The following is a 23,964-nucleotide window of genomic DNA, read 5'->3' on the forward strand; positions in this document are numbered from 1 at the left end:
AGCGTCTCGGCGACGAAGCGGCCGCCAAAAATGCCGAACATGCCCTGCTCGTCGGGACCAGTGCGGAAGGAATTGGGTTGAAACTGTGCGGTCATCGGAAGGTCCGTTTGTGGTTCCTCGATTGTCGCCGGCCGGGGAGGGAACAAGTCAAGCCGTGCCGAATGGCAGGGCGTCAAAAAACAAACTTGAATTACAATGGCTTGCGGGAAGATGGCCGAAAGACAGGCAAGCTGCTTGTGCCCCTTGCGCAGATGGACAATCCGAGGCGCCGCACCTATTCTCGTGGGGGATGACGCCAGACCTGATCGACATCTCCAGCCGCCTTGCACGTGCTCCGGGCATCCAGTCCGGCTCGGCGGATGGTGCCGTCGCGGCCCTGTCGACCAGCTACCGGCCGCACCGGCTGCATCTGGCCAATGAGGCGTCGGCGCTCGACTTCCGCCACCACGCCATCGATTGCGAAGAGGCTTCCGTCAATTTCCTGCGCTATGGGCCGGAACTCACGGTGGACGCCGGGTCCTTCGACACGTTCTACATGCTGGAATTCCCGGTCAGCGGCGGCGTCGACCTTGCCTATGGCGACAAGCGGCTGGGCTCCCAGGCCGGAACGGGGCTACTGCTGTCTCCGGGCGCCTATATCCGCTCGACCTGGCGCGCCGACACGTCGCAGGTGATGCTGCGCCTCAAGCGGACCTTCGTCGAGCGCGCCTGGCAGCGTCATACCGGCGATACCGAGCGCCGTACGCCGGTTTTCCGCGCCGAGATCGATCTCAGCTCGGTTGCCGGCCGGCGCATCATGAGCCTGATCGGATTGATCGTGACGGAACGGCTGGATGGCGCCGAGGCGTCACCATCATCCATGCCGCTTATCAATGCCGTGCTTCAGACCGTATTCGAACATGCACCGGCGCTGACTGCCCCGCGGACCGAGAATGCGCTTGCCGGCGCCGTGCCGCATTATGTCAGCGGCTTCCGCAAGCTTCTGGACAATCCGGCCAATCTGCAACTGGCCATCGCCGAGCTGGCCGCCCTGCTGCACGTCACGCCACGCACGCTGACTGCCGGCATGCGACGCTTCACTGGCCTGTCGCCGCATGAATATCTGACCGGGCAGCGCATGAAGCAGGCCCGCCTCCTGCTGAACGATAGCGGCATGTCGGTCGCCGAGGCCGCCAGCAAGGTGGGTTATGCCAATGCGGGCCGGTTTGCCGCGTCCTTTCGCGCCCACAGCGGCGTGAACCCGTCGCGCCTCAAGGATACCGGGAACAGCTGATATCAAAGGTCATTTTTTGAATGACCGTTGGAGCGCGCGCCAATTGATTGTGTTCTTGGGCGCCGCGCCGGCGATTGAGGCGCCCTGGATGTGCCAACGTCCAGGACCTCCAACGAGACAGGACATTTTCGGAAATGCCCGTCCATTTTCGGAAGTCCGTTTTCGTTTCCCGCGCAAACAATTTGACAAAGGCCGGTGCGAAGCCTGCTCCTGAAGCGATGTCGGGAGGGGCAGAGTGAAGGACAGCACCATACTCGTCGCCGACGTTGGCACGTCGGGGCTGAAGGCCGTCCTTTTTGGGCTGGATGGCTCCGTGGTTGCCTCGGTGGTCGAGCCGATCGCCACCCACCATGGCGCGAATGGCGAACATGAACAGGACCCGGAAGGCTGGTGGCGTGCCTTGGTCGATGTGATCCGGGCGCTGCCGGACACCCGCACCGTGACCGCGATGGCGTTCTCCGGCTCGATGCAGAACCTCATCGCGCTCCATGCGGATGGTCGCCCGGCAGCGCCGTCGGTGCTCTATTCCGACCAGCGCCTGAGCACGGATGACGTGTCGGGCCTGGCGGCGAAACTGCCGGCCGATTATGGCCGCAGGGTCGGCAACAGGCCGGACGGTGCGCACACGATCCTCCGCTTGATGGCACGGCAACGCTACGGCCTTCCTGCCGGTGGCAACGGCGCGCTCTGGACGTTCGGGGCCAAGGATATGTTGATATTTCGGCTGACCGGCAGGCTGGTGATCGACGCCACCGTCGCCTCGACGACGGGGCTAATGGATTTTTCGAGCCGGCGATGGGATCGCGCGCTGCTTGGCATCGCCGGTGTCGACGAGGCATCCTTGCCGGCGATCGAAGCCGCCAACAGCATCGCTGGCCGGATCAGTGCCGCCGCCGCCGCCGAGACGGGCCTGCCTGCCGGCATTCCGGTGTTCAACGGGGCAGGCGATGCCGCAGCCGCCACCTGGGGCGCCATGGCCGACGAGCCGGGTGCCGCCTATTGTTATCTAGGCACCACCGGCTGGGTGGCCGCAACCGTCCGCAACGACGATGGCGCCCTGCCGCGCGACATCTACACGCTGGCCGATCCGCTACGGGCTGACTGCGCCATCATCATCTCGCCCTTCCTGACTGCGGGCGCCGCCATGGACTGGCTGTCGGCCACCACCGGCCAGAGCATCGAGCAGCTCTGCGAGCGTGCCGCAAAGCACGATGCGGCGCCCGGCAGGCCGCTGTTCCTGCCTTACCTCGGTGGCGAGCGTGCGCCGTTCCAGGACCGCGACGTGCGCGGCGCATTTCTCGGCCTCGAGCAGACCAGCGACGCCGGCGCGCTGGCGCTTGCCGTCATGGAAGGCATTGCCTTTGCGGTTCGGCACAATCTTGAAGCGGCGGGGCTGCCAGGCTCGCTGCTCACCGCCATCGGCGGCGGCATCCGCCATCCGCTGCAACAGCAGGTCCTTGCCGACGTGCTCGGCCGCGATGTCCGCATCCCGGCCGACAGCGAAGCGACCACGGCTGCCGGCATCATGCGGATGGTGGCGAACAGCGTCGGGATCAAGGCGGATGTCGCCTCGCGGCACACCGTCGTGAAACCACGTCCGCAGCGCGTTCCGCGTCATGGCAGGCGCTACGACGCCTATCTTTCCGCCTCGTCGATGGCGCGGACGCTGGCGGGCCGGCTGGAATGACAGATTAGTGGAATGACGGATCAAGGCGCGGCAAGCGCAATCAGGGGAGGAAGGACATGAAAAGAACATTCGCGGCACTGGTGGCATTGGCTCTGAGCAGCACGGCGGCACTCGCGGAAGACATCGCGGTGCTGACGCCTTATCTGAGCTCTGTCACCACCAATGAGATGGTCGAGACCTATAAGAGCGAAGCCGCCTCGAAAGGCTGGAGCATCAACGTCGTCGACACGCGCGGCGACTTCCAGCAACTGGCGAGCCGGGTGGAAGACGTCACCAATGCCGGCGTCAAGGCCATCGTGCTGGTCAGCGTCGATCCCAAGCAGATCGTCGATCAGGTCGAAGCGGCATCGGCCAAGGGCATTCCGGTCATCGTGCTCGACGGCGCCGTGGCCAAGGGCGTGACAGTCAACATTACGACCGACAATTTCGCGCTCGGCACCATCCTGTCGGACTATCTGTTCAAGGCGATGGGCGACAAGGGCAACATCGTCAAGTTCTTCCACTCCGCCCATCCGGGCGTCCGGCAGCGCGAACTGGCGCTCGACAAGGCGCTTGCCGCGCATCCCGGCATCAAGGTGATCGCCGAACATTACGTCCAGGTGCCCGGCCCGATCGACAATGCCCGCCAGGCGATGGAAACGTTCCTGCGTCAGCACGGCAGCCAGATCAACGGCGTCTGGGCCGCCTGGGACGAACCGGCGATCGGCGCGCTGCTGGCGATCCAGAGCGACGCGGCCGATTCCAAGGTGCCGATTGCCGGCATCGACGGCAATCCGCAGGCGCTCGACCTGATCAGGCAATGCACCAACCTGGTGGCGACGGTGCGGCAGGATTTTCCCGCCATCGCCAGGACAGCGGTGTCCGAGACGGCCGCGGCACTCGAGGGCAAGAAACCGGAAAAGCCGGAGATCTTCGTCGAAGCCAAGGTGGTGGATCGCGCAAGCCTCGGCGTCACCTGCAACTGATGTAGACGGGGAGACCATGGCGTATGGAAGGCTTGGACCGCCTTGCTGTCGTTGCTGTTCCGGCATGGATCCCCGACACTCTCCACTCCCTCCGGTCGCTTCGAGGTCGAGGATGACGGGCTCCCTTGGTCGGCGCAAACTGCGAACGTTGGCGTCATCACCAACGTTGGAGATTGGCCGAGACGTTCCTTACCCTCGTCATCCTCGACCTCGCAGGGAGCGAAGCTCCCGGAGAGTGTCGGGGATCCATGCCGGAGCGCCGATGACAAGCGGAAGCGGTCCAGGTTGTTGCAGCACGCCATATGCGATTGCCCTTACAGGAAACGCAGGGTGACGGGAGGAACGACAATGCTGGAGGTTGCCGGGCTGGAAAAACGCTTTGGCGGCGTCCGTGCTCTCGACGGCGTCGCGCTCGGCGTCGCCGCCGGGCGCGTGCATGCGCTGCTTGGCGAAAACGGCGCCGGCAAGTCCACCCTGCTCAAATGTCTTTCCGGTGTGCACCAGCCAGATGGCGGCCGCATGCTGCTGGACAACCGCGAATTCGCCCCGTCGACACCGGCGCAATCGGAAAAGGCCGGCCTGCGCTTCGTGCATCAGGAACTGAATCTGGTGCCGCATTTCACCGCTTATGAGAATGCCTGGGTTGGCCGCCGCTACCCCAGGCGCGGCGGGTTGATCGACTGGCGTGGCATGCGCACCCGGTTCGCCGCGACATGCGAGCGCTACGGTCTCGACATCGACATCGACCAGCCGGTTGGGCGCATGTCGATCGGCAGGCAGCAGATCGTCGAGATCATGCGGGCGCTGATGGACGAGGCGCGCATCCTGGTGCTCGACGAACCCACCGCCGCATTGAGCGAAAAGGAAGCGGCAGTGCTTCACCGCATCGTTCGCCAGCTTGCCGCGCATGGCTGCGCGGTGATCTTCGTATCGCACCGGCTTGAGGAGGTGATGGCGATCGCCGACGACTACACGGTGCTGGTCAACGGCGCGACGGTCGGTTCGGGCCGCATCGCCGATGTCGATCGCGACCAGCTGGTCGCGTTGATGGCGGGCGGTGCGTTTCAGGCGCGGGCGGCCACGCCGGCGACGGGCACCGGCCCGACGGTGCTGGCGCTGTCGCGATTTGTCGTGGCCCCGGGGCGGCAGCCGATCGACCTTGACGTTGCCGCCGGCGAAATCGTCGGTATCTACGGCATTGTCGGCAGCGGCCGCTCGAGCCTGCTCAAATCCATCTGGGGCGCCAACGCGCTGAGCCGGGGCGCCATTTCGCTCGCCGGAAGCGTGCTGCCGGCGAGCGGTATCGCTTCGCGCATCCGCGCCGGTGTCGCCTTCGCGCCGGAAGATCGCCGTTCGGCGGGCCTGGTGATGGACCATTCCATTCTCGACAACACACTGCTACCGCGCCTGCGGCTCAACCGGCTGGTGCGGTCCTTGCCATTGCTCTCCTGGCGTTCGGCTCGCCGCGACGTCGGCCAGCTTCTCGCACAGCGCGGCGTCAAATACGGCAGCATCAACGACCGCATGTCGACGCTGTCGGGCGGCAACCAGCAGAAGGCGCTGATCGGGCGCTGGGTGCGCCCAAGCTGCCGCCTCTATCTGCTGGACGAGCCGACGCGGGGCGTCGACGTGCGCTCGAAAGCCGAAATCCACGCGCTCTGCCAGAGCCTCGCCGCTCAGGGCGCGGCGGTCGTCTTCGCCACGTCCGACATCGAGGAACTGGTCACGCTGGCCGGACGGGTGCTGGTGATGGCCAGCGGCGCCATCACGCTCGACAGCCCGAACCGTGACCTTACCCGCCGAACCATCGTCGAGGCCGCGCTGCAGGCATCAAACGCCACGGAAGACCAGGGGAGCCACCCATGAGCCTGATCTCGCGCTTCGGAACGCTGCTTGGTTTGCTGGCCATCATCGCCCTGTTCTCCGTGCTGTCGCCGACCGGCTTCGCGCAGCCTTCCAACCTGATCAACATCACCCAGCAGATGGCGCTGCTCGCCATCGTCGCGCTTGGCGTGGTGTTCGTGATGGCGGTGTCCGAGTTCGATCTTTCGATCGGCGCCATCGTCTCGATGGCCGGCATCACCAGCGTCTATCTGTTCGGCCAGGGCTGGGGCATCGTGCCCGCAATTGTCGTCACGCTTGCCGCAGGCTTTGCGGTCGGCTGCGTCAATGGCCTGGTCGTTTCGGCCTGGCGGGTCCCGAGCTTCATCATGACCCTGGCGATGGGCACCATCATCGGCGGCTTCACCTTCTGGCTCAGTGCCGGTGCGACGCTGTTCGGCAACATACCGCCCGCCTTCCGCGATCTTGGCCGCGGCTATCTCGCCGGCATTCCGGTGCCGACGCTATGGGCGCTGGGCGCGGTGCTGTTCGTGACGCTGATGCTGGACTGGACCGAACTCGGGCGGCGCATGCTGGCGCTCGGCGGCAACCGCGAGGCCGCGCGCCTCACCGGCGTCCCCGTCGTGCCGACCACCATCAAGGCCTTTGGCTTGTGCTCCGCCATGGCTGCGGCTGCCGGCCTCCTGCTGACGGCCAAACTCGGCAGTGCCCACCCCACCGGCGGCAACGGTTTTCTGCTGCAGGCCTATGCCGCTGTCTATCTCGGCATCACCGCATTCCGCGATGGCCAGCCAAGTGCCGCCGGCACGCTGCTCGGCACCGCGATCATCGCCGTCGTCGCCAACGGGCTGACCATCCTCGGCATTCCCAATTACATGCAGGACGTGCTGACCGGTCTCATCATCATCGCGTCGGTGCTCGTGCGCAATGTCGGAGCGCGCGCGCGGTGAGCGGACAGGAGCCCGTTCATGCGCGCATTGCCCGCATGCTCGCCACGGAGTTCGGCGACAGCCTGTGGCAGGCCAACGAACCGCTGCCGTCCGAAACCGAGCTTGCGCGCTATTTCAAGGTGACGCGCCGCACGCTGCGCAAGGCGCTGGCGATCGTCGAGGCCGAAGGGCTGATCACCAAGAACCAGGGACGCAATTCGCTCTATCGCGGCCGCTCCATTGCACTGTCGCACGACACCATCGTCGACCTGCCGACAGCCGCCCGCGAGGCAGGCTTTCGGCTGACCACGAAGCTGCTGCGTCTGGGCGAGGCGCGGGCCGGGTTGGCGGACGCACGCGCGCTTTCCGTCAGGCTCGGTGAAACCGTCGGCGAGATCTGCCGGCTCAGGCTGCTCGACGGCCGGCCGGTCGTGCAGCAGCGCTCGGTCATTCCGGAAAACCTTCTTTTGGGAATACGGCCAGCCGACCTGGAGCGCAGCTCGCTCTATCGCGAGTTGCAGCGCCTGCACGGCATCGACAGGCTCGTCATCGGTCGCGAGCAATTCATCCAGTCGTCGGCCACGGCGGAGGAGGCTGCCTTTGCCGGCATAGAGGCGGGCCATCCCGTCGTCCGCGTGCTCCGCCTCGTGCTCACCGACGGCAAGCCTGTCGAATATTCGAACTCGATCCTGATCGGCGGCTATTTCCGGTTTTGACCTGCGCTTCCGGCGAGCTTTCAGATCAGATGCCTCAGATCAGATGATTGCGTTCCATCATCCCCTTGGTGAGGCGTGCTGCGAAGGCATCAATTGCGCCTCCTCATCCGGCGGTTCAGCCCCGGAAAACGATGCGCTCCTTGCGCTCCGCGACCCATGTCTAATTCGAATATTTTTCCCGAGCCTTGTTTTCGCGGCAAAATCGTTCTAAGTATATCAAATCGATCTTGCCTGTTGAGCTTGTTTTCGCGTTTCGGCGCCGAACCGATCTTCCTCTCAATTTCGAAAAGTACGACGTTTGGCATGACGCCAAGCGGCGAATTTCTATGCCAATTGAAAGGAAATTCTGATGGCTTCCGGAACAGTAAAGTTCTTCAATTCCACCAAGGGCTTCGGGTTTATCGCACCGGATGATGGCTCGAACGACGTCTTCGTCCACGTCTCGGCAGTCGAGCGCGCGGGTATGCGCGGTCTCGCCGAAGGTCAGAAGGTGAACTTCGACGTCGTTGCCGATCGCAAGACCGGCAAAAGCGCCGCAGAGAACCTGCAGGCGATCTGAGACAGGTCGTTTCTGGCTGCTGACCACGGATGTACTGGCACGGCCATTGAGATGACTTTTGGAGAAGGTCGGGTTCGCCCGGCCTTTTTTCATTAGGGCGCTTCCGTGTTTCGCGGAAACGCGGAAACGCAATTCCGAGAGAGAACCGTTACACATTTTCCCGGAACTGCTCAGGCGGAGATTGAGATGAACAAGTCCATCCCCAACGATGTGTTCAAGCCGAAGCCGACACGGACGGAGTCCAAGGACGACACCACATCGAAAGCGGCAAAGGCGATCATCAGCGACGAACTCGCGCAGCGCCGGGCCAAGACCGAGCGGCTGCGGAAAGCCCGGCTCGCCCAGGAAGCGGTAGCCGTCCCGGACAAGCCCAAGGCGCCAAAGGCACGCGCCAAGAAGGCCGCCAAGAGTTAGAGCAATTCCGGCAAAAACGCGCAGCGGTTTTGCGTCCGGAAACGCGTCAAAACAAGAAGATAGAGCATTGCAGGCGCTTTTCGCCGGAAATGCTCCGGCTCGGCCCGTTGGACATTCGAAGTCTATCCATGCTGTAGCGAGCGCCGCTGCGGCTGGAGCGTTTCGGACGGAGCTTCGGCGCGCCAGGCATCATTGCCATTGCCTTCCGCAGCTCCGTCACCCCGTCTTTCATCAATTGCAATAACGGGTTAAGCTCGCTTCGGGTCGCGGGGTCTACGAGCTGTCATTCCACAGTCTGGGCGGCGCCATGATCGTGTTCACATCTCTCCTGCTGGCCTTGTTCGGCCTCCTGCTCGGTGCCGGCGGCATCTGGCTTGTCACCCTCGGCGGCAGTCCGGTCTATCTTGTCATCGGTGTCGCCTTCCTTGTCGTGGCGCTGCTGCTGCAGCGGCGCAACTCGCTCGCCCTTTGGGTCTACGCGCTGCTGGTCATAGCGGCGCTCGGCTGGGCGATCTGGGAAGTCGGCTTCGACTGGTGGCAGCTCGGCCCGCGCGGCGGTCTGATCATCCTGATCGGTCTCTGGCTGCTCACGCCCTGGGTGCGTCGTTATCTGCGCGAGCCCGACGGTTCGGTGCCGAGCCCATGGCCGCTGGCCATCCCGGTGCTGGCTGCCATCGCGGTCGCGGGCTATTCGATGACCACCGATCCGCACGACATCGCCGGCGAGCTGCCGAAGGAAGGCGCTGTCGTCGCCTCGCTCGGCAATCTCGTGCCTCCGGGCGACTGGCATCAATATGGCCGTACGCAGTTCGGCCAGCGCTATTCACCGCTCGACCAGATCAATGTTGCCAATGTCGCCAGCCTCAAGGAGGCCTGGCGCTACCAGACCGGCGACGTCAAGCTGCCCGACGATATCGGCGAGACCACCTATCAGGTGACGCCGCTGAAGGTCGGCGACACACTTTATCTGTGCACGCCGCACAACCTCGCCATCGCGCTCGATGCCGAGAGCGGCAAGGAGAAGTGGAAGTTCGACGCCAGGCCGGGCCTCAATCCCGATCGCCAGCACCAGACCTGCCGTGGTGTCACCTATTGGGCCGACACCAGTGTCGCGGCAGACCGGCCCTGTGCCGCGCGCGTCTACCTGCCGACCTCCGATGCCAGGCTGATCGCGCTCGACGCGGCCACCGGCAAGATCTGCGAGAGTTTTGCCGACAAGGGTGTCCTGCATCTGGAAGCCGGCATGAAGTACAATCCGGCCGGCTATTATTATTCGACCTCGCCGCCGGTCGCCGTCGACAACAAGCTGATCATCGGCGGGGCGGTCAACGACAACTATTCGACGCAGGAACAGTCCGGCGTCATCCGCGCCTTCGACATCAGCACCGGCGCGCTGCTTTGGAACTGGGATTCCGGCAATCCGGACGATACGAAGCCGATCGCGGAAGGCGCCACCTACACCACCAATTCGCCCAACAGCTGGTCGGTGTTCAGCGTCGATGAGCGGCTGGGGCTGGTCTACATCCCGCTCGGCAACCAGGTGCCGGACCAGCTCGGCATGGGCCGCAGCGCAAATGTCGAACGCTTCTCGTCTTCGATCGTGGCGCTGGAGATTTTCACCGGCAAGCTGCGCTGGGTGCGCCAGACCGTGCATCACGACCTCTGGGACATGGACGTGCCGGCGCAGCCCGTGCTGTTCGACCTGACCAAGGCGGATGGCACCATCGTGCCGGCGCTGGTCGGTCCGACCAAGCAGGGCGATATCTATGTGCTCGACCGGCGTACCGGCGAGCCGATCATCCCGGTGCGCGAGATCCCGGCGCCGGGCGGCGCCATCCCCGAGGATTTCTCGGCGCCGACGCAGCCGATCTCCGACCTCACCTTCTCGCCACCGCCGTTGCAGGAGAAGGACATGTGGGGCGTCTCGCTGTTCGACCAGCTGATGTGCCGCATCGACTTCCACCGCCTGAACTATGAGGGCCGTTACACACCGCCTTCGCTCAACGGCACCATCGTCTATCCCGGCAATTTCGGGGTCTTCAACTGGGGCAGCGTCGCGGTCGATCCCGAACGGCAGATCATGTTCGGCATGCCGACCTATCTCGCCTTCACCTCGCGCCTCGTGCCGCGCGCCGACATTCCGCCGAAGGGCAGCGGCGAGAAGGGCCGCGAGCAGGGCCTGAACCGCAACGAAGGCGCGCCCTATGGCGTCTATATGGGCCCGTTCCTCGGCCCGCTCGGGATTCCCTGCCAGGCGCCGCCCTGGGGTTATGTCGCCGGCGTCGACCTGAAGTCGGGCAAGATCGCCTACAAGCACAAGAACGGCACGGTCCATGACATGACGCCGTTGCCCTTGCCGTTCAAGCTTGGCGTTCCAGGCATCGGCGGGCCGATGCTGACGCGCGGCGGGGTGGCGTTCCTGGGCGCTGCCGTCGACGATTATCTGCGCGCCTATGACGTCACCACCGGCAGGCAGCTATGGCAGGCGAGATTGCCGGCCGGCGGCCAGGCGACGCCGATGACCTTCGCCACCGCCAGCGGCAAGCAGTATGTGGTGATGGTCGCCGGGGGCCACGGTTCGGTGGGCACCAAGCCTGGCGATTACGTCATCGCCTATACGCTGCCTTAGGCAGGTTGGGCATCTCCTGTCAAAGCCCGCCCCGCTTCGCCGGGGCGGGCTTTTTTCGTTCGAGAGACGGTCGCGGCGGAGGCAGAGGCAAAAGCGCAAAATAAATGCGCGCAAGTCGACACAGAATATTTTAAACCATTGATAATACTGGATGAATTCTGTCTTCATACGTGACCGTTTGTGTCCACTTGTGGACAGACGGCTCTCGGAAACGAGCGCATGTTTCCGTCATCGGCGGTAGTTGACCCGGGCATCGCCGACTGTGAGCGCACTCGCGCGCTTCCGCCCCAGCACGAAGGGAGGAGGCCATGGCGGTTCCTCACCATTTCAGTGGTATCGCATATCCTGACGATCTGAAATTCCTCTCGGAAATCTTCGACGCCATCTGCGTTGAGCGCGGTTTTCATTGCGGCAGCCCTGCTGCCGCCGACCTCGCGCGGGCGACGATGGACCTGTTCGCACAAGGGGTGACAGACGAAGCCGAAATCCGGGAAAGCCTGGACGCCTATCTTGGACGCAGGTCGATAGCCGGCGAATTGTTGCGTGCAACGGGAGCGCCATCATGAGCGCGTTCACGCCGCTGACTTTTCGCACTGCCCGCGGCTATGAGCTCAGCATTGCGAGATTGAATGACGTGGTCAAAGCCATTTCGATGGCATGGCCGGACAAGGAATGCGAACTCTACCGCAATGCCGCTCATCTGGCGGATAAAGCCAGGCAGGGCTGGTGTACGCCGCGGTCCGCCTATGACGCCTTCGTTGTTGCGGCGCGTGCTCAAGGGTGCATCGTCGAATGCCGGCCGTTGCGGGATCGTGTCGCCGAGCAACTCGCAGCGATCGAGCCGGAGAGTTTCAATCCCTTGCCAACACTGCATCAGACGCGGCCGGATCTTCCTGATGAGGAGCTCGCCAAGCGTCCCCCTGGATAAGATCGGCACGGTATCGCCATGGCCATAGCTCCCCGGCCTCTCCCATGTCAGCGTCGCGCGAAAAACCATCTGGCGGCTTTGGTCGCTGCCTGAAGTCCGGGGACGGCGTGGGCTGACCTGCGCGGTTCATCATCGCCAGCCGCGGGGCCGGGTTCTTCCGGGACATCGCCACGTATCGCGCTCCCCGGGGCCGGGCTTCCGGCCGGTTCAGGCGTCGAAACGTGGATACCTCGGTCTTCGTCATCGATCTGCCGCATGGCCGTCAGCCATTGCGCTTCATGGCGGTCCATCAGCCCGCCTTCCGCCGACCAGATCTCTGCGGCGCGTTTGACGATGCGGGCATCTCGGGCGTTGCGCTCCTGCGTCATACCAACCTCCGTCCGGGAGGCGTTCCGGTCTCGCTCCGGGACGTCTCATGCGGCTTGCTAGACCAGTTCATAAAGTATGAAATAGGAAACAATGACGACGGACGCTGCAAATGTCAGCATTCCCAGCAGATAGCTGTAGTGATTGATGGTTTTTGCGTGCGTCGAATAGTTGGTCATGGAAATGTCCTCGCGTTGCATCCGGTGAATTCTCTGATGCTGAAATCCTTTCCCTGAATTCGAGTCTCTTCGACGCCGATCGGTGTCTCTGAATGCATGGTCGTCCCTGTCCGGGCCGGACCGATGTCGGTGGCTTGATGGCCGTCCCGTAGCATGGCCGTTTGCAGCATGATTGTGCGTGCGCTGCCGCCGACCTGGTCTTGGCAGGCCTCTTTCTTCAATACTCTTCACGAGAAATCACGGCCGCTTCCCGGGGGAAGTCGTCTGCAGGATGGCCGGAACACGTTATGCCGGAAGACATGATGTCCTCCCTGTTGGGGCTAGGGCACGGTGGCCGCCCTCAATCGACAGCGCCCTTGAAATGGCCGTCGATGGCGCATCCTACGCGCTTGCGCCGCTGAAAGCGAGGCCAATCTTCGCAGCGCGCGTGTGCCGACACTCTTGAAATCAGCTGTCGTGCGCCGAACTTACGGTAAAACAGTACTGTTGTCAGTCTTTTCAAGAAGGAAATCGGGAAGCGTATCGTTTATATAGTTGAGTAGAATATAATCAGGGTCGCGATTGTTTTTGTTATGCGAGAATTTTTCTCGGGAAATCTGGAAAAATAACGGGTCTTGCAAAAGAAAATCTGGAAATATTTTTTATAACGCCTTGTTTAAAACTCAATCGAGGCGCATAGAAAAGTCTCGTTGATTTGGCCGACTGGCTTTGCGGTGTCAGAGACCCGCCACTTACCACCGAATTATCGATAGCGAACGTTCATGTGCCGACCCGGCGCGATGCGTCGCTTCATCGGAACGGAACGAGCGCTGACACTGACCACGGATGTACTGGCGGTGCCAATGATCGTGCCTGTTCCGATGATGCCGTGCCTGGGCGCGCATCAGCGTGCTCCCTTGGAGACAACGCCATGACCAGCCGCAGCAGACAGACTGTCGTCCACTTTTCTTCAGCCTTCCTGCTGCCTGGTTTCGATGCGCCGCAGCCAGCCGGCGATTACCGCGTCGATCATGACGAGGAACCGCTGGAGGGAATGTCCTGGCTTGCCTGGCAGCGCGTCGCCACTTTCATCCATCTGCCTGCAGTCGGCCAGCAAGGTCCGACACGCCAGATGTTTCCGATCAATCCCGCGGACCTCGATGCCGCGTTGGAAAAGGACCACAACAACTCATGACCGCAGCAAATAGTCTTCACCGCCCGGCTCGTCCGGCACGCCGGGAAACCCTTACGCATCTGTTCGCGATTGGGCAGGCGGTCCGGCTGAAGGGAAATTTCGGGACATTCCCGAAAACCGAGGACGTCTACCACGTCACCGGCACGCTTCCGCCGCAAGGCGGCTCGCCGCAGTACCGTATCCGCAACGATGGCGAGCGCCATGAGCGGGTGACCACGCAAGACCATCTCGAACCGGTGCGCGCGTCGCCTGCCGGGGACGGCGCCACTCTCATCGAAAGGACATTCGGCCATGGCCAAGGGGCAGCAACGCAGCAATCGCGAGATCAGAAAGCCGAAGCAGGACAAGCGCCTGCCCAAACCTGAAAGCCCGTTCGGCAAACCTGCCGCCGGCGGCAGCGATGCCTTGCGCGGCAAGGGCAAGGCCTGACGGCTGCAACGAAACCCGGAACGGAGAGAGCATCGACGATGAAAATCGTGATCGAGTTCTACCGTACCCGGGAGGCCGACGACGCGCATGCCGTCGTCGGTCGCGAGATCGCGGAAGCTGCCGATCTGGGCGTCGCCATGGAAATCGCGCGGCACCTCTCTCAAAGCTTGAATATGCCCCAGCAGCCGGATGCGTTCGCCATTACCGATAGCGACGGCCACAGGCTCTATTCCGGCCTGCTGTGCGCCAACGAGAATTTCGAGGAGAGTTATCACCATGAACGCCCATAGCAATGGCACCGCGCTCGACCGGCATTCGCTTGCGATTGGCGTCTGGGACAATGAAGGTGGCGCGCAACTACCCGAAGGCGCGGACCGCCAATATGGCCGCCGTGTTGAGATCGATCAGACCTGGACCGTCTATCACGTATTTACGGGCGTGCCGGCACATGTGGACGGCCAAGCCATGACTGGCCTCAGCCGATCGAAAGCCACTGACGGCATGGTGTCGCTCAACCACCGAAACGAAGCACGCCGCTTCGCCGGCCGGAAGCCTTGAGCGCATTCGATCGAAGGTGAAAGCGCCGCCGCCGCTGCGCGTACCGACCCGGTACGGAATGTGGACATACCGGGTCGGCGCTCGCGCTCTGGTGGTCGGAGGGACTGACCACCAGTCTTGTTGAAACCGGCGACGACGGCTGCCGTTCCAAAAAGAAGCGCTGCCGGGAAAAGAGCCGGGCAGCGCAGTTGGGAGTACTTCGATGAAGCCTTCCAATAACCCGCCAGTCGTCGATTGGTTCAAAGAACACCGTATGCCTGGGATACCTTTCGCCGACAGACACCGGCGACTGGCCGGTCCGGCCCTTCAGCGTTTCTAGACCTCGTCCTGGCCGTTCGGGTAAACCCCTTTCAGCACGTTGTCGAAATGCCGGGTGACGGCGTTGTTGCACTCGCAGGCAATCGAGCGGAGCCGGCTCTTCTTGAGCACGACGACGTGGCCACGTTTCGTTTCGACGATGCCTTCGCTGCGCAGGTCGCGAAAGACACGGGCCAAATAGCTGCGCCCAACCCCCAGCATGGCTGCAAGGTGCTCCTGCGTCAGCGTCAGGTCGTGCCTGCCGGTCCGGTCCATGGCCGCGAGCAGCCACTTGGCGGTGCGTTGTTCAATCGTATGGGCGGCATTGCAGGCCACCGACTGGAAAATCTGCGCCAGCAGGCAGTCGGCATAGCGCGTCAGCAGATGCCGCAGGCTCGGTGACTGGGATTTCACCTTTTCAAGGTCCTGCACGTCGATCCGCCAGAAGGAAGCACCGACCTGAACCACGGCCCGGGCGTAGGCTGGCAGTTTTCCCTGGCTGACGATGCCGCCAACGGCTCCTTCGCGGCCGACCAGCACCGTTTCAATGCCTCGGCCGTCGCGGAGCACGACGAGATAAGAGATCAGGCTCGAGCCGCGCGGAAAATAGGCATGACGAACCGTGTCGCCTGGCTCGTGGATCAGTGCCCCCGACTGTGCCGACCAGTCTTCCAGATGCGGTTGCAGAATGGCCCAGTCGTCCGGCCGCAACGCGCGCAGCAGGTTGTTGTCCACCGTCTCGAGCGATCCATGCATGGCAACCGGTCCTTTCTGCTTGGCTCATTCATAGCCAACGCGAGAAGCGGAGAAATGTTCATAGTCATGCGGAAGCTTGCTTCTTTCGCCGCATCGGCCTGCGGCCACCCGATCACGATCGGGCAGCACAGGCAATCCCGGCCCGGCTGCCGCGAGTGCAACGATATCGCCAGGGATCATCGCACAGAAGATGTCGTGGCCTGGTCCAGGCCTTCCGCCCCGGATGATTTCTTGCGGAATATAACCTGCTCCATCCGTCGTGGTTTTTGTTTTGCAAACATGTTTTCGACTTCGTGGAACCTTCGCCAAAATCGCGCGTTGAAGAAAATCATTACGGCGTTGTTGCGTATTTCAGGTTCGCAGATGACAGGCAGCGGAGGCTGCCAGGGTGTTCAGCCCAAGGTGGTCAGCGATGTGGAAGCCACGCCAGGCCCGGAGAGGGCTTCATTCAAAAACCGCGGATCATCTCCCCGGCCGCAGTGTCGCGGTGGCGGTGCTGCTCTGTTTTGTGTTCGCACCAGCCGCTGCACATGACGCGCCCGCGGGCTGGAGCTACGACATCGAGTGCTGTTCCGGGCTCGACTGCTACCAGGCTCCGGCCTCCGATGTGCAGGAAACGCGGGAAGGCTACCTGCTCTCGACAGGCGAACTCATCCCCTACAGCGATCGCCGCATCCGGCCTTCCCGGGACGAATTCTTCCATGAGTGCAAGCCGGGCGGCCAGACAGGTTCGCCACGCTCGCTGTGCCTCTATGTGCCGAACAAGGGCTTGTAGGGCGGCTGGTTCGGGACGCTCCGGATACCACGTCCGAGGGCTTCAGCCTGCAATCTCCGGCCCGGGCCGGCGAAAGATCGAGCCTCTGGCCTGGCGGGCCAGCGCCATTGCCAGTTCGGCCAGACCGAATGCAAGGATGGCGGTAATGAACCAGGGCAGGCCGGCATGAACGATCAGCCATGCGCCCAGTGTCGGGAAACCGAAGATGCCGACGAAATAAGCGATGACGAACCAGGTCAGCGCGGCGTTGCGGTGTTCCGCGGGCGCATCGTTGACGGCCTGTGTCTGGATCAGCGAATAGACCAGCCCGTATCCCAGCCCAAGCAGGATCGCGCTGGCGACCTGGACTGCAACGCCCAGGCCGAGCCAGAAGGCCGCGGCGACGCTGAGGCACATCAGGATCAGCAGGACGATGGAAGCCTTGTTGCCGTCGGCACGGTTGAGCAGCGGCGCGAGCGTAAAGCGTGCAGCCACGACGGTGATGGCGTTGACCGCGAAATAGGTGCTGGCCTTCAGCCCGGTTCCTTCGACCAGCGATGTCTGGAAGGTCAGCATGCCGCTGAACACGCAGGCGCCCAGTCCCACCATGACGATCGGATAGAGCGCCTTTGTCCGTGCGATCGACGGCAGCGCCACCACCCAGTTCCCTCGGCTGGCGACAGCCGCTGCCTTGCGGTCGTAAGGCGCGATCCTCTCGAACATCACCAGCATCAGCGCGGCCAATGCCGTCGACGCGGCAACGACCTCGAAGGCCTGAGCCGTCGTCAGGCCGACATGGTCGATCAGCGCAGTCGCGACGATGGGGCTGAAGCCGATCCCACCCATCTGGAATGCGCCATAGCGGGTGAACCAGAAGCCACGATCACTGTCGGTGACGCGGACGGAAAGCGACATCGGCCCAGCCAGGAAAAACGTTCCCCAGCCGAGGCCGATGAAGAACCCGGCCACTGCGATTGTGGGAGCGACGGCCGAGATCCATGCGAGGCCGACATAGCCGGCGGCCATCAGCGCCGCGCCGAGCGCCGCCATGCGGGCAGCGCCGATCTGGTTCGCGAACCAGCCGACCAGCGGCACACCGACCAGCGTGCCGACCATCGCGCCGCTCAGCGTTACGCCCGTCTCGATCTCGCTGCCGCCGAGGGCGCGGAAATGCATCGTTAGCAGGAATGTCGCGCCATAGCCGACCGACGTGAGAAGCGTCGCGATGAAGAGCAGATAAGCGTGGGAAGACCGCATGCTGGCCAAGACCTCATGAAAAGCGGTCCTATCCTTTGCCTGGATTTTGCGGGTTTCACAGGTCCACTTCGTGTGCCCATACCGGACCGCTCTGGAGTGGGGCCAGGCGCGCCCTTTTCTCCCCCTTGCGGGGGACAAAGGATTTTCACGATCTTAGCGAGCACACCCTTTAGGGCGGCGCAGTCTAAGTCGTAGAAAATCCAAGAGAGGGGATATGCAGCTGAGGGGTACGCAATGAGCCTTTCTCTTGCCGGTGCAGGACACGACGCAGACTGTCGGCGAGGTGCCGACAAATCCCCTCTCTGGCGATTTCCAGCACTTAGACTGCGCCGCCCTGCGGGCGTGCTCGCTAAGATGCTGAAATCGCTTTCTCCCCCGCAAGGGGGGAGATAGAGGCGCCGATCCCGCTCACACCGCCGGCAAGATTCCCCTTTCCATGAACGTCTGCCTTGTCGCCACGTTGAGATCGTAGTCCTGGAGGCGTTCGGGCTCCACCCAGGCATGTCCGTCGAATTCGTCGTTAAGGGTGACGTCACGGTTGCCGGCTTCGCAGTCGAAGATCAGGTAGATCATGTGCAGCTGTTCGGTCGAGCCGTCGGCATAGGTCTTTGTCCTGATGTCGTCGCGGAAGCGCCATGGCTTGATTGTCGTGATGAGCAGCCGCTCTCCAAGTTCCTCGCGGATCTCGCGACGCAGGCCTTCTTCCAGGCGTTCGCCTGGCTCAAGACCGCCGCCCGAAAGTGCCCATTGCCCGGGGAACACGCCGCGATCGGTCGGCATCCTGCAGAGCAGGTAGGCGCCCTGGTTCTGGATGAGTGGGCACACGATGATACGCTGGCGCAATTGCCTCTCCGCTGGCAGTCCTGGTCACCGGGACTGCTGCGTCATCTTCGCCGTATTGTCGATCCCGGCAAGGCCAGGTTTTTTCATAGGCCATGGGCGTCGGGAGCAAGCGCTCCCAACGCTCATCGAGTTGCCAGCAAGCGCCGGATCGACCCTTGCTCCGGCGATCAGGCCACCGCGCGGATCGCCTCGATCCTGTCCAGGCCCCCCACGGTCCCGGCGAAGCTCTCCCACACACCCTTGGCGCCCTTTTCCCAAGCGGCGCGGTCCTGCGGCTGCGCGACATGGCCGCCTTTCTCCGCGGCTTTCGCCACCGACACCGCCTCGTCCTCGACGATGAGCTGGTTGAAATAGGCGGCACCTTCGCTGGCGGCGGCCTGGAACACGGTCTTCTGCTCGTCGTTCAGGCCATTCCAGAAACCTTTCGAGAAATAGACCACGCCGGAGGCCCAGATATGGCCGGTCTCGGTCAGGTAGGGCACGACCTCATAGAGCTTGAAACCGGCATAGGCGGACTTGGTCAGGTCCATGGCATCGGCAACGCCGGTGGCCAGCGCATTGTAGGTCTCGGTGATCGGAATGCCGATCGGCGTGGCGCCGAAGGCGCTCCACAGCTTGGTGTGCAGCGGGCTCTGGATGACGCGGATGCGCTTGCCCTGCAACTGCTCCGGCCGCACGATCTCTTCCTTGGCGAGCAGATGGCGGGCGCCGTAATTGATGTAGTCGAGCGCGACGAAATCCTGCGCCAGCAGCTTCTGCTTCAGCTCCTTGCCGACGTCGCCGTCGACGACCTTGCGCACATGGGCGGCGTCGCGGAACAGGAAGGGCAGGTCGAGGATCTGCAGCTCCGGCACCCAGCTGGTCAGCCACGACACGGTCGACTGGCTGGCCTGGATGGAGCCGAGCCTTATGCCTTCGGCGACTTCCTTCTCGCCGCCCAGCGCGCCGTCCTTGACGATGTTGAAATGAAACTGCCCCGGCAGCTTCGCCTCGACGATGTCACGGATCTTGAACCAGATCTTGGTCTCCGGCTTGTCGTCGCCGAACAGCGAGGCAACCGTCAGCTTCGTTGCTGCCTGGGCGCGGCCGATGATGGCAGGGGCAAGCAGGGCGCCGCCCGCAATGGCCCCTGTGGCTTGAAGGAAACTGCGTCGGCTAATGAATTTGCTCATGATAAGGATCCGTTGCTTGAGAATGGGTCAGAAGAGAAGGGCCCAGGCGCTCAGGATCGCCAGGGAAACCAGAAGCGCCGCGAGGTAGGGCAGGATGGCGCGGAACAATGTCGGCGCCGGAATGCGGGTGACGCCGGAGACGACATAGACCAGCATGCCGACCGGTGGCGTCAGCCCGCCGATCATCAGGTTGACCACCAGGATGACGCCGAAATGGATCGGGTCGATGCCGGCGGCCACCGCGATCGGCAGGAAGATCGGCGAGAACAAGAGGATGGCCGCGCCGATGTCGAGCACGAGGCCGACCACCAGCAGGATCAGGTTGATGGCGATCAGCACGCCGAGCGCGCTGGCGCCGAGGCTGGTGGCGACGCTGGAGACCAGTCCCGAAATGTCGTCGACGGCGAGCAGGAAGGCGAAGGGCGCGGCGCTGCCGATCAACAGGCCGATCGCCGACGCCTCGACCGCGGCCTGCCGAACGGCCTCGTAGAGCGAGGCCGCACGCAGCCGGGCAAAGACGCCGAGCAGCAGCGCGTAGAGGGCGGCGAGTGCTGCCGCCTCTGTGGTGGTGACGACGCCGAAGCGGATGCCGACCACCACCAGCACGCCGAGGCCGAAGGCCGGGATGGCGCCGATGGCCGAGCGCCAGCGTTCGGTGGCGTCGGCGCGTGGCTGCGTGGTGTTCTCGCGCACCGTGAAGTGGATGGCCACGGCCAGGCACACGGCCATCACGCCGCCGGCGAAGAAGCCGCCGACCAAAAGCGCGCCGACCGAAAGATTGGTCGCTGCCGCCAGGATCAGGAAGGCGATCGAGGGCGGGATGACATTGTCCAGCACCGAGGTCGCGGCGATGATCGCGCCGGCCTGCGCCGGCGGATAGCCGCGCTTGACCAGCTCCGGCTGGAAGGTGGCCGCGCCGAAGGCGGCATTGGCGACCGACGAGCCCGAGGCGCCGGAAAACAGCACGCTGGTCAGCAGCGCGGTCTGGCCAAGGCCGGCGCGGCGATGGCCGACCAGTGCGGCAGCAAAGCGCACGATCTGTCCGGCCACGCCGGAGATGGTCAGGAAGCCGCCGGCCAGCAGGAAGAACGGGATTGCCAGCAGCAGGAATTTCGACAGGCCGGTGACGGTGGACGAGACGATCGCTGCTTCCGGCAGGCTCGAGCCGAACAGGAGCGCGATGTAGGAAGCCGCCAGGAAGGCATGGGGCAAGGGTGCTGCCACGATCAGGCCGATGGCGGCGATGATGCCGAGTACCAGGCTCGGCGGCCAGGAAACTTCCACGGAAAACCGTGTCCCAGCGACATAAAGTGCTGCGCCGATGATGGCGGCGAGGATGAACTGGCCGCTGCGCCCTTCGGCCACGCGGCTGAGCGCCAATGCCAGCAGCACCAGCGCACCGCCCGCACCCAGGAAGCCGAAGCGGATCCATTCCGGCAGGCCGAGCGAGGGCGAGATGCCGCCAAGCTTGGCCACGATGGTGGCGCCGCCGAACAACAGCACCAGGCCGGTCAGCACCGAGAAGACGTCGGCGACGACATCGGCGATGGATTGGCCCACCGCCGGCATGCGCCGCACGAAGATGTCCAGCCGCATCGCCAGCGCGCTGTTGATGGCCAGCGGCGCGCCGGCCGCGATCAGCGCCACATGCAGCCAGATGCCGGCGTCTTCCGCACCAAGCAGGCCGGTGGAGAAGACATAGCGCAGCAGCACGGTCGCCAGCACCACCACCAGAAGCACGGCCAGCAGCAGCGCGCAGACCGCGCCGAGCCCGTTTTCCAGCCAGCGCAGCAGCCGTGCCGCCTGCCGGGCGGCGCCCGAGGCGGGCGCGGGTGCGGTGATATCGAGAGCGCTCATGGGGTCAGCCTCGGGGCAATCGCATGTGGCGCGGAGGCCCCCTCTCCGTCTCGGGCTTTGCCCGAGCCACCTCTCCCCCGCGTTGCGGGGGCGAGGAACCCAAGCTGGAGGGGTGCCGGCGCTTGAGTTGCCGTTCCTCGCCCTGCCGAAGGCGGGGAGAGGTGGATTGCCAGAAGGGCAAGACGGAGAGGGGAAATTTGCACCATATGTGATTGTCCTGGCATCAGCCCGCAGACGCTTTGGAAAGGTCGCGGTCGAACAGGGTCGACCAGGTGAAGTTCTTGGCCTGGGAGACCTCGCGCTTGACGTCGAGGCGCGGCAGCACGCTTTCGCCGAAGCGGTAGGCTTCCTCCAGCAAAGGCATGCCGGACAGGATGAAGGTATCGACACCGGCTTCCTTGTAAGCCTCCAGCGTGCGGATCACCGTGTCGGGCGAGCCGACGATCGCCGTGCCCGGCCCCGGCCGTACCAGGCCGATGCCGGCCCACAGGTTCGGCGCGACTTCGAGCTCGCGCAGGTCGTCCGGCTTGACGCCGCCATGCATGGCGCTCATGCGTCGCTGACCCACCGAGTCGGAATTCGAGACGAAGCGCTGGTTGGCGGCGATCGCCCTCTCGTCCATGCGGGCATAGAGGTCGCTGGCCGCTTCCCACGCCTTGCTGTCGGTCTCGCGCACGATGACATAGAGGCGGATGCCGTAGTCGAGCGTACGGCCATGGCTTGCTGCCTTGGCCTTGACGGCATCGACCTTGGCCTTGATCTGCTCCGGCGTCTCGCCCCAGGACAGGTAGGTGTCGACATGCTTGGCCGAGACCTCGAGCGCCTTGTCCGAGGAGCCGCCGAACCACAGTGGCGGCGGCGCGATGCTTTCGCCGACCGGCAGTGCCAGCTTGGCACCGACCGTACTGAGATATTTGCCCTGGAAATCGACCGTCTCGCCTTTGAACAGCCGGTGCCAGATGGTGAGATATTCGTCCGCCATGTCATAGCGTTCGTCATGCGGCATGGTCATGCCGTAGGCGCCGAGCATCTTGGCGTCGCCCGACACGATGTTGACGAGCAGTCGGCCCTTGGAGAATTCCTGGAAGGTCGCCGCCATCTTGGCCAGCAGCGTCGGTGCGATCAGGCCGGGATGGATGGCGACCAGGAACTTCAGCCGCTCCGTATAGGGCAACAGCGCGCCCGCCAGCACCCAGACGTCATGCGCGCCGGTGGCGAACAGCGCACCGGTATAGCCGAGATGGTCATAGGCCTGGGCGAGCTGACGATAATAGCCGTAGTCGACCTGGCGCGAGCCTTCCGGCTGCCAGGGATAAGCGCCGTCCGGCGCGCACATGTACCAGAGCACGTTCATGCCGGGACCTTTTCATTGCTGGAGCCGAGTTGCACCGGCTGGTCGAGATAGCCGTGCCGATAAAGCGTATCGGCCTCGTCCTGTTGTTCCTGGACGACGGCGGCATCCGCCGCCACGACCGAAAAATCGCGCGAGCGGATCACCCGTTCCCAGGCCGCCGCGTCGCCATCGCCGATGCGCGCTGCCGCCAGAAGCGCTGCCGCGCGTGCCGGCTCGGCCTGCACCTCGCGCCCGACGCGGGCAAGCTCGGCCAGGATTTCGGCCTTGGCGTCGTTGGCGTTCCTGCGTCCGGCCAGTGTCCAGAACACCGAGCGGTTGGGAATGGTGTCGCCGCAGCGGGCAATCAGCCGGATGTCATCGCGCTCCAGCGCCTTCTCGAGCCGTGGCGCCATGGCGATCCAGGCGTCGACCCGGCCGGAAAGCAGTGCGTCGAGCGAGTCTTCCGGCTTCAGCTCGACCGTCTCGATGTCGGGCAGGCGCAGGCCTTCGCCTTCAATGGCGCGCGCCAGCAGATAGGTGTGGAAGGAGCCGTCGATGAGGGTTACGCGCTTGCCCTTGAGGCCGCCGACACTGCGCACGGCGCTGTCCTTGCGCACGAAGATGCCGCCATTGGCCGGCCGCGGCGCCGATGCGGCGAGGTAGGAGACGCGCAGCGAATTGGCCTCCGACACGATCGGCGGCGTCGAGCCGGTACCACCGAAATCGATGCGCCCTTCGTGCAGCAGCCGGCCGGTGTCGCGGCCTTCCGGATAGAGCACGAATTGCGGGGTCAGCGATGCGAAGGCGCCGGGCCAGGAGCGGGCCAGCATCAGGTGCAGGTTGGAGGGGTGAACGCCTATCTTCATAATTTCTATCGTATTTATGGATTGCCATATCAATTTACTTTTTTATGAAGTGAATCCGAGTGCGCTCATGCCAATTGCATCGGGCGGAAAGGATTTTTATCGCGTCGATCCGGCCCGCAACGGCATTTCCTTTGCGGCCCCTGAAACGGCATGGCGCCGTGCTTGTCGGGCGGGTGGTGTC

At 63.8% G+C, this 23,964-nt stretch carries 24 protein-coding genes; 16 read left to right on the forward strand and 8 right to left on the reverse strand.

Going from position 1 to position 23,964, the window contains the following annotated elements; all coding sequences use genetic code 11:
* Positions 1 to 289: 289 nt before the first annotated feature.
* The 11 genes from AC3WTO_RS28495 to AC3WTO_RS28545 all read left to right on the forward strand — a co-directional run bounded on the left by AC3WTO_RS28495 (position 290) and on the right by AC3WTO_RS28545 (position 11,942).
* Complete coding sequence (locus AC3WTO_RS28495; protein WP_492464315.1) at positions 290 to 1,273, forward strand: AraC family transcriptional regulator; 984 nt, start codon at positions 290 to 292, stop codon at positions 1,271 to 1,273.
* A gap of 235 nt (positions 1,274 to 1,508) precedes the next feature.
* Positions 1,509 to 2,960 (forward strand): xylulokinase, encoded by a 1,452-nt coding sequence (locus AC3WTO_RS28500; RefSeq protein WP_492464316.1) that lies wholly within the window; start codon positions 1,509 to 1,511, stop codon positions 2,958 to 2,960.
* 56 nt (positions 2,961 to 3,016) lie between these two features.
* Positions 3,017 to 3,925, forward strand: a complete 909-nt coding sequence (locus tag AC3WTO_RS28505) for a sugar ABC transporter substrate-binding protein (protein WP_492464317.1) — start codon at positions 3,017 to 3,019, stop codon at positions 3,923 to 3,925.
* A 348-nt stretch (positions 3,926 to 4,273) separates the two neighbouring features.
* Positions 4,274 to 5,791 carry a sugar ABC transporter ATP-binding protein gene (locus AC3WTO_RS28510; RefSeq protein ID WP_492464318.1) on the forward strand — a complete coding sequence of 506 codons (1,518 nt, stop codon included), beginning with the start codon at positions 4,274 to 4,276 and terminating at the stop codon, positions 5,789 to 5,791.
* On the forward strand, positions 5,788 to 6,717 hold the full coding sequence (locus AC3WTO_RS28515) for an ABC transporter permease (RefSeq protein ID WP_492464319.1): 930 nt from the start codon (positions 5,788 to 5,790) through the stop codon (positions 6,715 to 6,717). Before AC3WTO_RS28510 ends, AC3WTO_RS28515 begins: the two co-directional genes overlap by 4 nt.
* Entirely contained in the window at positions 6,714 to 7,412 is a 699-nt protein-coding gene (locus AC3WTO_RS28520) for a GntR family transcriptional regulator (protein ID WP_492464320.1), read from the forward strand. The genes AC3WTO_RS28515 and AC3WTO_RS28520 overlap by 4 nt, the downstream gene beginning before the upstream one ends.
* A gap of 349 nt (positions 7,413 to 7,761) precedes the next feature.
* A complete protein-coding gene (locus tag AC3WTO_RS28525) occupies positions 7,762 to 7,971 on the forward strand; it encodes a cold-shock protein (protein ID WP_492464321.1) in 210 nt (69 codons plus the stop codon).
* Between the two features lie 186 nt (positions 7,972 to 8,157).
* The gene (locus tag AC3WTO_RS28530) at positions 8,158 to 8,385 is read left to right on the forward strand and encodes a hypothetical protein (protein ID WP_492464322.1); all 228 of its coding nucleotides are present in this window, start codon (positions 8,158 to 8,160) and stop codon (positions 8,383 to 8,385) included.
* Positions 8,386 to 8,692: 307 nt separating this feature from the next.
* Positions 8,693 to 11,014: a glucose/quinate/shikimate family membrane-bound PQQ-dependent dehydrogenase gene (locus AC3WTO_RS28535; RefSeq protein WP_492464323.1), complete on the forward strand. Its 2,322-nt coding sequence runs from the start codon at positions 8,693 to 8,695 to the stop codon at positions 11,012 to 11,014.
* Positions 11,015 to 11,322: 308 nt separating this feature from the next.
* Positions 11,323 to 11,580, forward strand: coding sequence for a hypothetical protein (locus AC3WTO_RS28540; RefSeq protein WP_492464324.1), 258 nt, complete (start codon positions 11,323 to 11,325; stop codon positions 11,578 to 11,580).
* Positions 11,577 to 11,942 (forward strand): DUF982 domain-containing protein, encoded by a 366-nt coding sequence (locus AC3WTO_RS28545; protein ID WP_492464325.1) that lies wholly within the window; start codon positions 11,577 to 11,579, stop codon positions 11,940 to 11,942. The genes AC3WTO_RS28540 and AC3WTO_RS28545 overlap by 4 nt, the downstream gene beginning before the upstream one ends.
* 47 nt (positions 11,943 to 11,989) lie before the next feature.
* On the opposite strand, the gene AC3WTO_RS28550 is transcribed toward AC3WTO_RS28545, so the two are convergent.
* The gene (locus tag AC3WTO_RS28550) at positions 11,990 to 12,310 is read right to left on the reverse strand and encodes a hypothetical protein (RefSeq protein ID WP_492464326.1); all 321 of its coding nucleotides are present in this window, start codon (positions 12,308 to 12,310) and stop codon (positions 11,990 to 11,992) included.
* Between the two features lie 1,087 nt (positions 12,311 to 13,397).
* On the opposite strand from AC3WTO_RS28550, the gene AC3WTO_RS28555 reads away from it, so the two are divergent.
* From AC3WTO_RS28555 to AC3WTO_RS28570, 4 genes are all read left to right on the forward strand, one after another.
* Positions 13,398 to 13,661, forward strand: coding sequence for a hypothetical protein (locus tag AC3WTO_RS28555; RefSeq protein ID WP_492464327.1), 264 nt, complete (start codon positions 13,398 to 13,400; stop codon positions 13,659 to 13,661).
* Entirely contained in the window at positions 13,658 to 14,026 is a 369-nt protein-coding gene (locus tag AC3WTO_RS28560) for a hypothetical protein (protein WP_492464328.1), read from the forward strand. The genes AC3WTO_RS28555 and AC3WTO_RS28560 overlap by 4 nt, the downstream gene beginning before the upstream one ends.
* Before the next feature lie 102 nt (positions 14,027 to 14,128).
* Complete coding sequence (locus tag AC3WTO_RS28565) at positions 14,129 to 14,380, forward strand: hypothetical protein (RefSeq protein ID WP_492464329.1); 252 nt, start codon at positions 14,129 to 14,131, stop codon at positions 14,378 to 14,380.
* Entirely contained in the window at positions 14,367 to 14,648 is a 282-nt protein-coding gene (locus tag AC3WTO_RS28570; RefSeq protein ID WP_492464330.1) for a hypothetical protein, read from the forward strand. Before AC3WTO_RS28565 ends, AC3WTO_RS28570 begins: the two co-directional genes overlap by 14 nt.
* A gap of 315 nt (positions 14,649 to 14,963) precedes the next feature.
* On the opposite strand, the gene AC3WTO_RS28575 is transcribed toward AC3WTO_RS28570, so the two are convergent.
* A complete protein-coding gene (locus tag AC3WTO_RS28575) occupies positions 14,964 to 15,701 on the reverse strand; it encodes a Crp/Fnr family transcriptional regulator (protein WP_492464331.1) in 738 nt (245 codons plus the stop codon).
* Positions 15,702 to 16,188: 487 nt separating this feature from the next.
* Here AC3WTO_RS28575 and AC3WTO_RS28580 point away from each other — a divergent pair, with 487 nt between their 5' ends.
* A complete protein-coding gene (locus AC3WTO_RS28580; RefSeq protein ID WP_492464332.1) occupies positions 16,189 to 16,476 on the forward strand; it encodes a hypothetical protein in 288 nt (95 codons plus the stop codon).
* Between the two features lie 42 nt (positions 16,477 to 16,518).
* Here AC3WTO_RS28580 and AC3WTO_RS28585 read toward each other — a convergent pair whose 3' ends face one another.
* The 6 genes from AC3WTO_RS28585 to AC3WTO_RS28610 form a co-directional block, all read right to left on the reverse strand.
* Positions 16,519 to 17,850 (reverse strand): MFS transporter, encoded by a 1,332-nt coding sequence (locus tag AC3WTO_RS28585; protein WP_492464333.1) that lies wholly within the window; start codon positions 17,848 to 17,850, stop codon positions 16,519 to 16,521.
* A gap of 270 nt (positions 17,851 to 18,120) precedes the next feature.
* Positions 18,121 to 18,555: a nucleoside triphosphatase NudI gene (gene nudI, locus AC3WTO_RS28590; protein WP_492464334.1), complete on the reverse strand. Its 435-nt coding sequence runs from the start codon at positions 18,553 to 18,555 to the stop codon at positions 18,121 to 18,123.
* Between the two features lie 167 nt (positions 18,556 to 18,722).
* Positions 18,723 to 19,727: a TRAP transporter substrate-binding protein gene (locus AC3WTO_RS28595; protein ID WP_492464335.1), complete on the reverse strand. Its 1,005-nt coding sequence runs from the start codon at positions 19,725 to 19,727 to the stop codon at positions 18,723 to 18,725.
* A 27-nt stretch (positions 19,728 to 19,754) separates the two neighbouring features.
* Positions 19,755 to 21,584, reverse strand: coding sequence for a TRAP transporter large permease (locus AC3WTO_RS28600; RefSeq protein ID WP_492464336.1), 1,830 nt, complete (start codon positions 21,582 to 21,584; stop codon positions 19,755 to 19,757).
* 223 nt (positions 21,585 to 21,807) lie between these two features.
* Positions 21,808 to 22,938, reverse strand: a complete 1,131-nt coding sequence (locus AC3WTO_RS28605; protein WP_492464337.1) for an LLM class flavin-dependent oxidoreductase — start codon at positions 22,936 to 22,938, stop codon at positions 21,808 to 21,810.
* Complete coding sequence (locus AC3WTO_RS28610) at positions 22,935 to 23,783, reverse strand: ABC transporter substrate-binding protein (protein WP_492464338.1); 849 nt, start codon at positions 23,781 to 23,783, stop codon at positions 22,935 to 22,937. The genes AC3WTO_RS28605 and AC3WTO_RS28610 overlap by 4 nt, the downstream gene beginning before the upstream one ends.
* Between the last annotated feature and the right edge of the window lie 181 nt (positions 23,784 to 23,964).

It is taken from the genome of Mesorhizobium sp. EU05-FHT14A09, assembly GCF_058790995.1.

Bases quoted from the DNA above. Each gene is read 5' to 3' on its own strand.
- AC3WTO_RS28595 (WP_492464335.1), bottom strand. From the start codon at position 19,727: ATGAGCAAATTCATTAGCCGACGCAGTTTCCTTCAAGCCACAGGGGCC.
- AC3WTO_RS28530 (WP_492464322.1), top strand. From the start codon at position 8,158: ATGAACAAGTCCATCCCCAACGATGTGTTCAAGCCGAAGCCGACACGG.
- AC3WTO_RS28565 (WP_492464329.1), top strand. From the start codon at position 14,129: ATGAAAATCGTGATCGAGTTCTACCGTACCCGGGAGGCCGACGACGCG.
- AC3WTO_RS28510 (WP_492464318.1), top strand. From the start codon at position 4,274: ATGCTGGAGGTTGCCGGGCTGGAAAAACGCTTTGGCGGCGTCCGTGCT.
- AC3WTO_RS28545 (WP_492464325.1), top strand. From the start codon at position 11,577: ATGAGCGCGTTCACGCCGCTGACTTTTCGCACTGCCCGCGGCTATGAG.
- AC3WTO_RS28535 (WP_492464323.1), top strand. From the start codon at position 8,693: ATGATCGTGTTCACATCTCTCCTGCTGGCCTTGTTCGGCCTCCTGCTC.
- AC3WTO_RS28555 (WP_492464327.1), top strand. From the start codon at position 13,398: ATGACCAGCCGCAGCAGACAGACTGTCGTCCACTTTTCTTCAGCCTTC.
- AC3WTO_RS28570 (WP_492464330.1), top strand. From the start codon at position 14,367: ATGAACGCCCATAGCAATGGCACCGCGCTCGACCGGCATTCGCTTGCG.
- AC3WTO_RS28560 (WP_492464328.1), top strand. From the start codon at position 13,658: ATGACCGCAGCAAATAGTCTTCACCGCCCGGCTCGTCCGGCACGCCGG.
- AC3WTO_RS28610 (WP_492464338.1), bottom strand. From the start codon at position 23,783: ATGAAGATAGGCGTTCACCCCTCCAACCTGCACCTGATGCTGGCCCGC.
- AC3WTO_RS28575 (WP_492464331.1), bottom strand. From the start codon at position 15,701: ATGCATGGATCGCTCGAGACGGTGGACAACAACCTGCTGCGCGCGTTG.
- AC3WTO_RS28550 (WP_492464326.1), bottom strand. From the start codon at position 12,310: ATGACGCAGGAGCGCAACGCCCGAGATGCCCGCATCGTCAAACGCGCC.
- AC3WTO_RS28515 (WP_492464319.1), top strand. From the start codon at position 5,788: ATGAGCCTGATCTCGCGCTTCGGAACGCTGCTTGGTTTGCTGGCCATC.
- AC3WTO_RS28600 (WP_492464336.1), bottom strand. From the start codon at position 21,584: ATGAGCGCTCTCGATATCACCGCACCCGCGCCCGCCTCGGGCGCCGCC.
- AC3WTO_RS28540 (WP_492464324.1), top strand. From the start codon at position 11,323: ATGGCGGTTCCTCACCATTTCAGTGGTATCGCATATCCTGACGATCTG.
- AC3WTO_RS28495 (WP_492464315.1), top strand. From the start codon at position 290: ATGACGCCAGACCTGATCGACATCTCCAGCCGCCTTGCACGTGCTCCG.
- AC3WTO_RS28605 (WP_492464337.1), bottom strand. From the start codon at position 22,938: ATGAACGTGCTCTGGTACATGTGCGCGCCGGACGGCGCTTATCCCTGG.
- AC3WTO_RS28505 (WP_492464317.1), top strand. From the start codon at position 3,017: ATGAAAAGAACATTCGCGGCACTGGTGGCATTGGCTCTGAGCAGCACG.
- AC3WTO_RS28525 (WP_492464321.1), top strand. From the start codon at position 7,762: ATGGCTTCCGGAACAGTAAAGTTCTTCAATTCCACCAAGGGCTTCGGG.